The organism is Kitasatospora sp. SolWspMP-SS2h (assembly GCF_003259315.1).
Lineage (GTDB): Bacteria > Actinomycetota > Actinomycetes > Streptomycetales > Streptomycetaceae > Kitasatospora > Kitasatospora fiedleri.
In genome coordinates this window covers 26,100-37,577 of sequence record NZ_QLLT01000034.1, presented here as the reverse complement: position 1 = coordinate 37,577, position 11,478 = coordinate 26,100, and the positions used below count along the sequence as shown (strand labels likewise).

Below are 11,478 nucleotides of genomic sequence, written 5' to 3'. Positions count from 1 at the left end.
GCAGTATGAGAGCGCTCTCAGCCAGCGGACCGTAGAGGTGGTGCTGAAGGGGTGTCAACCGGCGTGACGCAGACTGTTGCGTTCAGAACCCGAAAGTCCTGATCGGGGCCGCTCGGAGATTACGGTCAGGTTTCGGGGTCTTGACGAGCGAACTTCCGCCCCGGCAGGCTCTCGGCATCGGTTGAGAGCGCTCTCAGAGGGTCGGGCGCCTTCCGATCGGCACCAGCTTCCTCTTTCCGCACTCCACCCACGCTCCCGCCCCGCCTGGAGGCACTCGCATGGCTACCCCGAGAGTCCGCCGCTCCACCGCTGCCCTGGGCAGCACCGTCCTCGCCACCGCGCTGCTGCTCACCGCGTGCAGCTCCGGCGGCTCCGGGTCCACGGACGCCGCCGACGGCAAGGTGACCATCACGGTGGACCTGTTCGGCACCTTCGGGTTCAAGGAGGCCGGCCTGTACGACGAGTACACCAAGCTCCACCCGAACGTCACCATCAAGCAGACCGACACCCAGGACGAGGGCCAGTACTGGCAGGCGCTGCAGACCAAGCTCGCGGGCGGCGGCGGCCTCGCCGACATCCAGGGCCTGGAGGTCGGCCGGGTGGCCAGCGTCGTGCAGAAGCAGGCCGACAAGTTCACCGACCTCAAGACGCTCGGCATCGGCGACGTCAACGACGGCCTGGTGGAGTGGAAGGGCGCCGCGATCAAGACCGCGGACGGCAAGGTCCTCGGCGCGGGCACCGACGTCGGCCCCGAGGCGATCTGCTACCGCACCGACCTGTTCCAGGCCGCCGGACTGCCCACCGACCGCACCGAGCTGGCCGCCAAGTGGTCCACCTGGCAGGGCTACCTCGACCTCGGCAAGCAGTACGCGGCCAAGGCCGAGGCGGGCAACGCCTGGACCGACAGCGCCGCGGGCATGTTCACCGCCGAGGTCGGCCAGCAGAAGGTCCGCTACTCCGACGAGTCCGGCAAGGCCGTCTACGACAGCAGCCCGGCCGTGAAGACCGCCTGGAACGACGCCACCGCGCTGGTCGCCGACGGCCTGTCCGCCAAGCTCGCCCAGTGGACGCCCGAGTGGAACAAGGCGTTCACCACCGGCAAGTTCGCCACCCTCTCCTGCCCCGCCTGGATGATCGGCTACATCAAGGGCCAGGCCGGCGACGCGGGCTCCGGCAAGTGGGACATCGCCCCCGGCCCCGGCAAGACCGGCAACTGGGGCGGCTCCTACCTGACCGTCCCGCGCACCGCCAAGCACCCCAAGGAGGCGGCCGAGCTGATCAAGTGGCTGACCGCCAAGGAGCAGCAGGCCACCCTCTTCACCAAGCAGGGCTCCTTCCCGTCCTCGACCGGCGCCCAGGACGCCATCAAGGACGTCACCGACCCGTACTTCAACAACGCCCCGATCGGCCAGATCTTCAGCGAGTCGGCCAAGGCGATGCCCGCCCAGGTGCTCGGCACCGACGACGGCGTGATCGGCAAGGCGTTCACCGACGCCCTCGGCGAGGTCGAGCGGACCGGCACCGCGCCGGACGCCGCCTGGAAGCACGCCCTGGACAACGTCAAGAAGGCCAACGGCAACTGACGGACCGTCACCTCCGGTAGCCAACCCCGCCGCCCCGTCCCGCCGCTCCCGCCAGCGGCGGGCCGGGCGGCCCCCGTCGAAGGACCCCGCCCATGGCCCTCAGCTCCACCACCCGGCTGCCCGCCGCGCAGCCCGCCGCGCCCGCGCGGCGGATCGGCCGCAGACTCGCCCCGTACGGCTTCCTGGCCCCGTTCTTCGGGCTGTTCGCCGCGTTCGGCCTGTTCCCGCTGCTGTACACCGCCTACGTCTCGCTGCACCGGGTCGAGCTCCAGACCTCGGACCGGATGGACTGGCTCGGCTTCCAGAACTACACCCGGCTGCTGTCCGACCCGTTCTTCTGGAACGCGCTGCGCAACACCTTCACCATCGGCGTGCTCTCCACCGTGCCGCAGCTGCTGATGGCCCTGGGCCTGGCCCACCTGCTCAACTACCGGCTCCGCGGCCGCACCTTCTTCCGGGTCGCGATGCTGATGCCGTACGCCACCTCGGTGGCCGCCGCCACCCTGGTGTTCGCCCAACTCTTCGGCCGCGACTACGGGTTGATCAACTGGGTGCTGAGCAGCGTCGGCCTCCACCCGGTCGACTGGCAGGCCGACACCTGGGCCTCCCAGTTCGGCGTCTCGGCCATCGTCACCTGGCGCTGGACCGGCTACAACGCGCTGATCTACCTGGCCGGCATGCAGTCCATCCCCGGCGAGCTGTACGAGTCCGCGGCCGTCGACGGCGCCTCGCGCTGGCAGCAGTTCCGGCACGTCACGATCCCCGGACTGCGCCCCACCATCGTCTTCACCGTGGTCGTCTCCACCATCGGCGCGACCCAGCTGTTCGGCGAACCCCTGCTGTACGAGGGCAACTCCGGCGGCGGCATCTCGCACCAGTACCAGACCCTCGGCCTGTACCTGTACGAGCAGGGCTGGACGTTCTTCCACCTCGGCCGGGCCGCGGCCGTCGCCTGGGTGATGTTCCTGCTGATCGTGCTGCTCGCCCTGCTCAACGCGGCGATCGCCGCCCGCCGCAACCGCACGGACCGGTGACCCGATGACCCACGTACTCGACCAGCCCGCCGCCCCCGCCCCGGCGCGCCCGCTCGTCCGCAAGGCGCGCTCGCCGCTCAAGGGCGGACCGCTCGCCTACGCGGTGCTGATCGGCGCCACCCTGCTCGCGGTCTTCCCGTTCTACTGGACGCTGGTCGCCGCCAGCCGCTCCAACTCCGAACTCGGCTCCACCACACCCGCGTTGACGCCCGGGCCGAACCTGTTCCACAACATCGGCGAGGCGCTCCAGCAGGCCGAGATCGGCAAGGCGCTGCTCAACTCGCTGATCGTCTCCGGCGTCGTCACCGCCGGCGTGGTGCTCTCCTCCACGCTCGCCGGGTTCGCCTTCGCCAAGCTGCGCTTCCGCGGCCGGGGCGCGCTGCTCGCGCTGACCGTCGGCACCATGATGATCCCGCCGCAGCTCGGCGTGATCCCGCTGTTCATGGTGATCGTCAAGCTCGACCTGCAGAACAAGCTGCCCTCGGTGATCCTGCCCTCGCTGGTCTCCGCGTTCGGGGTGTTCTTCATGCGCCAGTACCTGGTGCAGGCCCTGCCGGACGAACTGGTCGAGGCCGGCCGGATGGACGGCGCCTCGCTGCTGCGGATCTTCCGCTCCATCGTGCTGCCGGTCGCCCGCCCCGGCATGGCCGTGCTCGGCATGCTCACCTTCATGGCCACCTGGAACGACTTCTTCTGGCCGATCGTCGCGCTCAGCTCCCAGAACCCCACCGTGCAGGTCGCGTTGAAGTCGCTCGGCCAGGGCTACGTCCCCGACCAGTCCGTGGTGATGGCCGGCACCCTGATCGGCACCCTGCCCGTCCTGGTGGTGTTCGCCCTGCTCGGCCGGCAGATCGTCGGCGGCATCATGCAGGGCGCCGTCAAGGGCTGACCCCGCCCGGCGCCCGATGAGCTGGCACACCCTCAACTCGTTTGGATGGAACGCGACATGACCGTCGAGACTCTTCCCATGACCACTGCCACCCCCGCCCCCGCGCCCGCCCGCTTCCCGACCGGATTCGTCTGGGGCGCCGCCACCGCCGCTTACCAGATCGAGGGCGCCGCCGGCCAGGACGGCCGCACCCCGTCGATCTGGGACACCTTCGCCCGCCGCCCCGGCGCCGTCCGCAACGGCGACACCGGCGACATCGCCGCCGACCACTACCACCGCTACCGCGACGACGTCGCCCTGATGTCCGAACTCGGCCTGGGCGCCTACCGGTTCTCGCTCGCCTGGCCGCGCGTGCAGCCCGGCGGCCGGGGCCCCGCCAACGAGGCCGGACTCGACTTCTACGACCGCCTGGTCGACGAACTCCTCACCGCCGGCATCACCCCCGTCGCCACCCTCTACCACTGGGACCTGCCCCAGGAACTGGAGGACGAGGGCGGCTGGACCCACCGCGAGACCGCGTACCGGTTCGCCGAGTACGCGGGCATCGCCGCGCGCCGCCTCGGCGACCGCATCCCCACCTGGACCACCCTCAACGAGCCCTGGTGCAGCGCCTTCCTCGGCTACGGCAACGGCGTCCACGCCCCCGGCCGCACCGACCACACCGCCGCCCTCACCGCCCACCACCACCTGCTGCTCGCCCACGGCCTCGGCACCGCCGCGCTGCGCGCCGAACTCCCCGCCACCGCGCAGGTCTCGCTCACCCTCAACCTGGCCGCCGTCCGCCCGCTCTCCACCGACCCCGCCGACCTCGACGCCGCCCGCCGGATCGACGGCCTCGCCAACCGGATCTTCCTCGACCCGGTCTTCCGCGGCAGCTACCCCGAGGACGTCCTCGCCGACACCGCGCACGTCACCGACTGGTCCTTCGTCCGCGACGGCGACCTCGCCGAGATCTCCCACCCGATCGACTCGCTGGGCATCAACTACTACACGCCCACCGTCGTGGCCGCCGAGGACCCCGCCGAGACCGCCGCGGACGCCCCGCGCGGCGACGGCCACCAGGGCGGCAGCCCCTGGCCCGCCGACCAGGGCATCCGCTTCCTGCCCGCCCCCGGCACCCGCACCGCCATGGACTGGCCGGTCGACGCCGACGGCCTGTACGAACTCCTCACCCGGCTGCGCGACGACCTGCCCGGCGTCCCGCTGCTGGTCACCGAGAACGGCGCCGCCTACGAGGATTACAGCGACCCCAGCGGCGCCGTCCACGACCCCGAGCGGATCGACTACCTGCACGCCCACCTCGCCGCCGTCCACCGCGCGATCGCCGACGGCGCGCCCGTCCGGGGATACTTCCTCTGGTCGCTGCTCGACAACTACGAATGGGCGTACGGCTACAGCAAGCGCTTCGGCATCGTGCACGTCGACTTCGCCAGCCAGCGGCGCACGCCCAAGGACAGCGCGCACTGGTACGCCCGGGTGATCCGGGACGGCGCCCTGCCGGAGTGAGCGCGGGCGCGCCCGCCGCACGCCGGGCCGGGACGCTGGAGGAGGCGGCCCGGTCCGGCGCGCGGCGGCGGCGCGGTGCTGACGGCGACCGTCCCGCTGGCCGAACTCTTCGGCTACGCGGGCGCGTTGCGCGGACGCACGCAGGGCCGGGGCACCTTCACCACCCGGCCGGCCGGGTACGCCCGGGCACCGCGGGCGCAGCAGCGGTAGCGGTCGTGCCTCGTCCTGTCCCGCCCTGTCCCGTCCCGCCGTTGCGGCGGGGTGGGGTGGGGTGGGGCGGTGCCGAGGCGCGGTGCCGTTTCGCCGCTCTCAGCGCAGCCAGCCGCGTTCGGCGGCGCGGGCCCCGGCCTGGAAGCGGCTGCGGGCACCGAGCACCTCCAGCGCCTCGGCGGCCAGCCGCCGGACGGTCCGCTCGGAGACGCCGAGCTTCCGGGCCGCCACCAGGTCGGTGTCGCCCTGCTGGAGGATCCGCAGCAGCGTGTAGTGCTGCGCGGTCAGGCCGTCGCGGTCGCGGCCCCGGGGGTGGCACAGCGGCGCGGCGCCGGGCCACAGCCCGTCGAACAGCGCGACCGGCGCGGCGACCGGCCCCCGGCCGTGCAGCACGGCGGCGGTGTCCGCCCGCCCCGGATCGAGCGGCAGCACCGCGGTCTCCCGGTCCAGCACCACCATCCGCAGCGGCAGCGCGGACACCGTCCGCACCTGCCCGCCGAGCCCGACCAGCCGCCGCGCGTACGCCACGGCGGACGGATCGCCGCGCACCGCGTCCACCACCAGCACGCGCAACTCGACGCCCCGGCCCAGCAGTTCCTCGTCCCAGCGCTGCTCCGCCACCCCGGCCGGCCGCCCGCTGCCCGGACGGAACGCCAGCACCTGGGAGACCGCCCCCGCGCCGAGTTCGGCCAGCCGGCCGCGGACGGCGTCCGCCCCGACCAGCTCCTCGGCCAGCTCCCCGGCTGGGGCCCGGTGGTGGCCGGCCGCCTCGACCGCGGCGGACATCTCAGGACGCGCCGGGGCTGCGACGGACGCGTCCGGGACGGGTCACCGTGTGCATCGCGCTCCTCCGCTCCTCCGCCCGCCGACCGTTCGGGGTAGGTCTAGACCACTGGGGCGTCCGGTGTCAAAGGTCGCGGGCTGCGGCCGGTGGCTCCGGCCGCAGCCCGCGGCGCAGGGTTCGGACACCGTCCGATCCGGGCCGGGCGGGCCGGTCAGTAGGTGAGCAGGCCCGGGTCGGAGAGGGACGGGGCGCCGGTCTCGACGTGGCCGGCGAGGCGGCGGACGAAGTCGGCGGTGAGGTTGGAGGTGATGGTGACGTCGTACCAGCGGCGGCAGGCGGAGAGGTCGAGGGTGAGGGTGGCGGTGGTGCCGCGGCGGACGGTGACGGTCCGCGGGGAGCCGGCGTAGGCGTTGGTGACGGTGAGGACGGCGTCGGCGCCGGCGGGGTTGGTGAAGCTCAGGTCGAGGGTGCCGGTGGCCGCGTTGTGGCGGGCGGTGACCTCGGGCCCGGCGGTCTTGCCGGGGTTGCGGAAGCGGCGCAGGAAGCCGTTCGGGCCGAACACGGTCAGGTCGGTGACGCCGCCGGAGTAGGCGGTGTTCCAGGCGTCGGAGATCGACTTGCCGGCCTCGGTGGTGTACGTCCACGGGCCGTCGGTGCGGTTCGCCGAGGTGATCAGGAACTGGGCGCCGGCGGCCGGGCCGCCGCTGAACGCGAGGGCGTACTTGCCGGTCGAGGTGTCGGCCGAACCGTCCACGTACGGCGCGTACTTGAGCGGGCGGGTCGGCTTGGACCCGGCCTCCTGCCGGGGCATGGTGCCGGTCGCGGGCGGGGTGGGCACGTAGTCGGGGTGCCGGTTGTGGTCGGCGGGCAGGTAGGCGGCGGTGGACGGCAGCGCGGGCCGGGCGGCGGTGCTCGCGGTGAAGTCGAAGGCGGAGGTCAGGTCGCCGCAGACGGCGCGCCGCCAGGGGGAGATGTGCGGCTCGGTGACGCCGAAGCGCTTCTCGATGAAGCGGATGACCGAGGTGTGGTCGAAGGTCTCCGAGCAGGTGTAGCCGCCGGTGCTCCACGGCGAGACCACCAGCATCGGCACCCGCTGCCCGAGGCCGTACGGGCCGGCCTGGTAACTCGCGTTCCCCGCGAACCAGTCGGCGCCGGTGGCGACCGTGGAGAGCCCCTGGTCGGCGGAGGCGGGCGGGAACGGCGGCACCACGTGGTCGAAGAAGCCGTCGTTCTCGTCGTAGGTGATGAACAGCGCGGTCCTCGCCCACACGTCCGGGTTCGAGGTGAGCGCGTCCAGCACCTGCGAGACGTACCAGGCGCCGTAGTTCGCGGGCCAGTTGGGGTGCTCGGTGTACGCCTCGGGCGCGACGATCCAGGAGACCTGCGGCAGCGTCCCGGCCCCGACGTCGTGGCGCAGCCGGTCGAACAGGCCGTCGCCGGCCTTGGCGTTCGTCCCGGTGCGGGCCTTCTCGTACAGCGCGTCGCCGGGCTTGGCGTTGCGGTAACTGTTGAAGTAGAGCAGCGAGTTGTCGCCGTAGGTGCCGCGATGGGCGTCGTTGATCCAGCCCCAGGAGCCGGCCGCGTTCAGGCCGTCGCCGATGTCCTGGTAGATCCGCCAGGAGACGCCGGCCGCCTCCAGCCGCTCCGGGTAGGTGGTCCAGGAGTAGCCCGCCTCCTGGTTGCCCAGCACCGGACCGCCGCCGGTCCCGTCGTTGCCGGTGTAACCCGTCCACAGGTAGTAGCGGTTCGGGTCGGTGGATCCGATGAACGAGCAGTGGTACGCGTCGCACAGCGTGAACGCGTCGGCGAGCGCGTAGTGGAACGGGATGTCCTGCCGGGTCAGGTACGCCATGGTGGTGGCGGTCTTCGCGGGCACCCACTGGTCGTACTTGCCGCCGTTGAACGCCTTGTGGCCGCCGGCCCAGTCGTGGTTGAGGTCCTGGACGAACTGCATCCCGAGGTCGTTCACCTGCGGCCGGAACGGCAGGATCTCCTTCTTCGCGCTGTTCGTCTGGTACCAGACCGGCTTCCCGCTCGGCAGGGTCACCGGCCGCGGGTCGCCGAAGCCGCGCACGCCCTTCATCGCGCCGAAGTAGTGGTCGAAGGACCGGTTCTCCTGCATCAGCACCACGATGTGCTGCACGTCCTGGATGGTGCCCGTGCTGCCCTGCGGGGCGATCGCGGCGGCCCGCGCGATGCTGGGTGCCAGCGCCGGCAACGCCAGGCTCGCGCCGACCAGTTGGAGGAAACGACGCCGATTCGGTTCAGTCATGGGGGACACGACCTCTGCGGGTGAGGGGCGGGTGGAGGGCGCCCGTCACGGTAGCGCGCCCGGGGTACCGCCCGCAGTACCGCCTGTGGCCGGTCGGCGTACGCCCGGCGAACGCCGCCAGTTGTTCGGACAAGTGCACGCGGTTCGGTCCCAAGTTGTGCAGACAAGGTCAATCCGCCGACGGGAGAGGCGCGTCGGCGGCGGGAAACCACTGGTCCGGTCCGGTGCGGTCCCGGATCGGCCCCGGATCGGTCCGGCCTCATCACCAGTGGCGGGCGGCGGCCAGCAGGTGCTCCCGGACGGCGGCCAGGTGCGGGTTCGCGGCGGCCTCCGGGCGGTGCACCAGGTACGCGGTGTTGATCGGCGGGTCGGCCGGCCGGAGCAGCGGGACGAGCGCGCCGGACGCCAGCGCGTCCCGGCACAGGTACTCGGGCAGCACGCTCCACCCCGCCCCGGCCGCCACCGCGGCCCGCACCGCCCGCAGGTCGGGCACCGTGACGGCGGCCGGTGCGTGCAGTCGGCGGCCGAAGACGTGCCGCCAGTAGCGGCGGACGATCGGCAGGTCCTCGGCGTAGCTGACCAGCGGCAGCCGGGGGAGCGCGTCGGCGAGACCGGTGGGGTCGGTGGGGTCCGCGGGGTCGGTGGGTTCCGCGGGGTTAGCCGGGCCGACCGGGGCCTTTGCGCGCGCTCGGTGCGCCGGGTGCGCGAGGGCCCGGCAGGCCGCCCAGCCGGGGGCGGCGACCAGGACGAACTCCTCGTCGGCGAGCGGTACGGCGGTCAGCGCCCGGCCGGTCGGGCGGCGGGTGGAGACCACCAGGTCGTGCCGCCCGGAACGGAGTTCGGCCAGCAGCGGGTCGGTCAGCCCGGTGGACACCCGCAGCCGCACCCCGTCCGCGACCAGCGGGGCGAGCGCGGGCAGCAGCAGCGTGCCGAGCAGTTCCGCCGGACCGGCCAGGTGCACCGGCTCCGCCGACGGCCGCCGCTCCGTCGCACCGGCCAGCCGGTCCAGCGGCTCGGCGACCCGGGCGGCCAGCTCGTCCGCCGCGGGCAGCGCCGCCGCGTCCCGGGCCCGCCGCTCGAACAGCTCCCGGCCGTGACGCCGCTCCAGCGCGCGGACCTGCGCGGTCACCGTCGACTGCGACAGACCCAGCCGGCGGGCGGCGGCGGTGAACGAACCCAGGCGGTACACCGCGAGGAAGGTGCGCAACTGGTTGAGGTCCGGCGGCCCGGCCTTGGCCGTGGTGGCCGTGGTGGCGGTGGCGGTGGTGTGCGGCGCGGATCCGGCGGCGGCACGCGACCGGGGCCCGGCACCGGCGGCGCGCGGCAGGTGGTCGTCCATCGGGTGAGCGTACTGCCGGGCGGTGGCCGACGACGGCCGACGGCGGCCGGCCGAGCCATCGGAGAACCGATGGCTGCCATCGGCGCGCTCATTGGATACCGATCGTCCGGCCGGTCTACGGTCGGAGCACAACCGCGAAGCAGCCCGCCCCTCGGAGGAACGCGACATGTCGAAGATCCTGTTCGTGATGACCGGCGCCGACCACTGGACCCTCAACGACGGCACCGAACACCCCACCGGCTACTGGGCCGAGGAGGCCGCCACCCCCTACCGCGCCCTGCGCGAGGCCGGCCACGAGATCACCGTCGCGACCCCCGGCGGAGTCGTCCCGCCCGTCGACCGGGCCAGCCTCGGGCCGGACGCCAACGGCGGCGCCGAGCAGGCCCGCGAACTCGCCGACGCCCTGGCCGCGATGACCGAACTCGACCACCCGCTGGCCGTCGCCGACGTCGACCTCGACGACTACGACGCCGTCTTCTACCCCGGCGGCCACGGTCCGATGGAGGACCTCGCCCGGGACGCCGACTCCGGCCGCCTGCTCGTCCGGGCCCTCGCCTCCGGCAAGCCCCTCGCCGTGGTCTGCCACGGTCCCGCCGCGCTGCTCGCCGCCACCGACCCCGCCACCGGCCGCAACGCCTTCGCCGGCCGTCGGGTCGCCGCCTTCACCGACGCCGAGGAGACCCAGGCCGGCCTCGCCGACCGCGCCCCCTGGCTCCTCCAGACCCGCCTCACCGAGGCCGGCCTCACCGTCGACCCCGCCGCCCCCTGGACCCCGCACGTCGTCGTCGACGGCAACCTGATCACCGGCCAGAACCCGTCCTCCTCGGCCCCGCTGGCGGAGGAACTCCTGAAGCGGCTGGGCTGAGCGGCCGGGCTCAGCGACCGGGCTCAGCTGCCGGGCTGGACGGCCGGGCCCGGGCCCGGTTCTGCGCGGCGGGCACGGGCCGTCCGGCCGGTTCAGGCGGCGGTGATCGGGCGGACGGTGGTGCCCGCGGCGTTGGTGGCGGCGGTGCGGGTGGTGTGGGTGGTGACGAGGTGGCGGAGGGCGCGGTCGGTGGCGGGGTCGGCGGGGGTGAGGGTGAAGAGGCGGTGGTGGCCGGTGGTGAGGATGTCGTAGTGGAGGCGGAGGTCGCCGACTTCGGCGTGGCGGACGCGTTTGGTGCCGGTGGCGCGGTCGAGGACGGTGTGGTCGTCCCACCAGAGGGTGAACTCGGCGCTGTGGGAGCGGAGCTCGGCGAGGAGGGCGGCGAGGCGCGGGTCGTCGGGGCGGCGGGCGGTGGCGGTGCGGAGGTGGCCGACCGTCTCGCGGGCGACCCGGGCCCAGTCGAGCTGGGTGGTGCGGGCGGCCGGGTCGAGGAAGAGCATGCGGGCGGTGTTGTCGCTCGCTCCGGTGCCGAACGCGGGGCCGAACAGGGCCCGGGCGGCCGCGTTGTGGGCCAGGACGTCGAGCCGGTGGTCGGTCACGTAGGCGGGGAACAGCGGTATCCCGTCCAGGAGTTGGCGCAGCGAGTCGCGGACGGGGCCCTGCGGGGCGCGGGGCGCGGGCGGGACGGGGGTCTCCCGGCGGGCGATCAGGTGCAGGTGGCGGTGCTCGTCCGGGGTGAGGCGCAGGGCCTCGGCGAGGGCGTCCAGGACGGCGCCGCCCGGGGTGCCGACCCGGCCCTGCTCCAGGCGGACGTACCACTCGACGCTGACGGCGGCGAGTTGGGCGACCTCCTGGCGGCGCAGCCCCGGGGTGCGGCGGCGCGGCCCGCGCGGCAGGCCGACGTCCTCGGGCTGCCGGCGGGCGCGCTTGGCCCGGAGGAAGGCGGCCAGTTCGGCCTGTGGGGACGGGGCGTGCTCGGTCATGTCCCCGATCATC

General features: G+C 73.7%; 9 protein-coding genes and 1 pseudogene. 6 read left to right on the top strand and 4 right to left on the bottom strand.

Annotation, left to right across the window (positions count from 1 at the left end):
* Positions 1-278: 278 nt before the first annotated feature.
* The 5 genes and pseudogenes from K353_RS29855 to K353_RS29835 form a co-directional block, all read left to right on the top strand.
* The gene (locus K353_RS29855) at positions 279-1,583 is read left to right on the top strand and encodes an ABC transporter substrate-binding protein (protein ID WP_111556621.1); all 1,305 of its coding nucleotides are present in this window, start codon (positions 279-281) and stop codon (positions 1,581-1,583) included.
* Positions 1,584-1,675: 92 nt separating this feature from the next.
* Positions 1,676-2,617, top strand: a complete 942-nt coding sequence (locus tag K353_RS29850; RefSeq protein WP_111556620.1) for a carbohydrate ABC transporter permease — start codon at positions 1,676-1,678, stop codon at positions 2,615-2,617.
* Positions 2,618-2,621: 4 nt separating this feature from the next.
* Positions 2,622-3,506 carry a carbohydrate ABC transporter permease gene (locus K353_RS29845; protein ID WP_111556619.1) on the top strand — a complete coding sequence of 295 codons (885 nt, stop codon included), beginning with the start codon at positions 2,622-2,624 and terminating at the stop codon, positions 3,504-3,506.
* Positions 3,507-3,563: 57 nt separating this feature from the next.
* Positions 3,564-5,012 (top strand): GH1 family beta-glucosidase, encoded by a 1,449-nt coding sequence (locus K353_RS29840; protein WP_111556618.1) that lies wholly within the window; start codon positions 3,564-3,566, stop codon positions 5,010-5,012.
* A 57-nt stretch (positions 5,013-5,069) separates the two neighbouring features.
* A pseudogene (locus K353_RS29835) lies at positions 5,070-5,222 on the top strand (hypothetical protein); the annotation flags it as partial.
* Between the two features lie 99 nt (positions 5,223-5,321).
* On the opposite strand, the gene K353_RS29830 reads toward K353_RS29835, so the two are convergent.
* The 3 genes from K353_RS29830 to K353_RS29820 all read right to left on the bottom strand — a co-directional run bounded on the left by K353_RS29830 (position 5,322) and on the right by K353_RS29820 (position 9,617).
* Positions 5,322-6,008: a helix-turn-helix transcriptional regulator gene (locus K353_RS29830; protein ID WP_111556617.1), complete on the bottom strand. Its 687-nt coding sequence runs from the start codon at positions 6,006-6,008 to the stop codon at positions 5,322-5,324.
* Positions 6,009-6,217: 209 nt separating this feature from the next.
* Entirely contained in the window at positions 6,218-8,278 is a 2,061-nt protein-coding gene (locus tag K353_RS29825; protein WP_111556616.1) for a phosphocholine-specific phospholipase C, read from the bottom strand.
* 262 nt (positions 8,279-8,540) lie between these two features.
* Positions 8,541-9,617, bottom strand: coding sequence for a LysR family transcriptional regulator (locus tag K353_RS29820; RefSeq protein ID WP_111556615.1), 1,077 nt, complete (start codon positions 9,615-9,617; stop codon positions 8,541-8,543).
* Between the two features lie 166 nt (positions 9,618-9,783).
* Between K353_RS29820 and K353_RS29815 the strand changes: the two genes are divergently transcribed.
* The gene (locus K353_RS29815; protein ID WP_111556614.1) at positions 9,784-10,482 is read left to right on the top strand and encodes a type 1 glutamine amidotransferase domain-containing protein; all 699 of its coding nucleotides are present in this window, start codon (positions 9,784-9,786) and stop codon (positions 10,480-10,482) included.
* 92 nt (positions 10,483-10,574) lie between these two features.
* Here K353_RS29815 and K353_RS29810 read toward each other — a convergent pair whose 3' ends face one another.
* A complete protein-coding gene (locus K353_RS29810) occupies positions 10,575-11,465 on the bottom strand; it encodes a helix-turn-helix domain-containing protein (RefSeq protein ID WP_233533916.1) in 891 nt (296 codons plus the stop codon).
* Positions 11,466-11,478: the final 13 nt, after the last annotated feature.